The sequence below is a fragment of the Bartonella sp. MR168JLCBS genome, assembly GCF_042194175.1.
In genome coordinates this window covers 1-279 of record NZ_JBHIMP010000272.1, presented here as the reverse complement: position 1 = coordinate 279, position 279 = coordinate 1, and the positions used below count along the sequence as shown (strand labels likewise).

Here is a 279-nt window from a genome sequence, read left to right as displayed (position 1 = left end):
AGTGTGTCTTGAAAAATTAACATAAGGACAGCTGCCATTGCACCAAGACCGGAAAAGACAATAAGAGGTGAGCGGTCAATTAATGCGGCTACCATGAGAATTGCAGCGACAGTAAAAAGCGTAATTTTAGCGATTTGAATATAACCTTTTATTGGCTTCAACCGCGCTGTTGACCTTTGTTCGTAAAGGGTATTAATGACATTGAGAAGAGAAGAAATTGTCAGGACAACAAAAAAAATAATGAAGGCATTAGAAACATTACGGATAATAGTGCTCAGT

Annotated in this window: 1 pseudogene; it reads right to left on the bottom strand. The window is 38.0% G+C overall.

The window, feature by feature from the left end:
* Window positions 1-279 (bottom strand): annotated as a pseudogene (locus tag ACFIK8_RS10815) (mechanosensitive ion channel family protein); the annotation flags it as partial.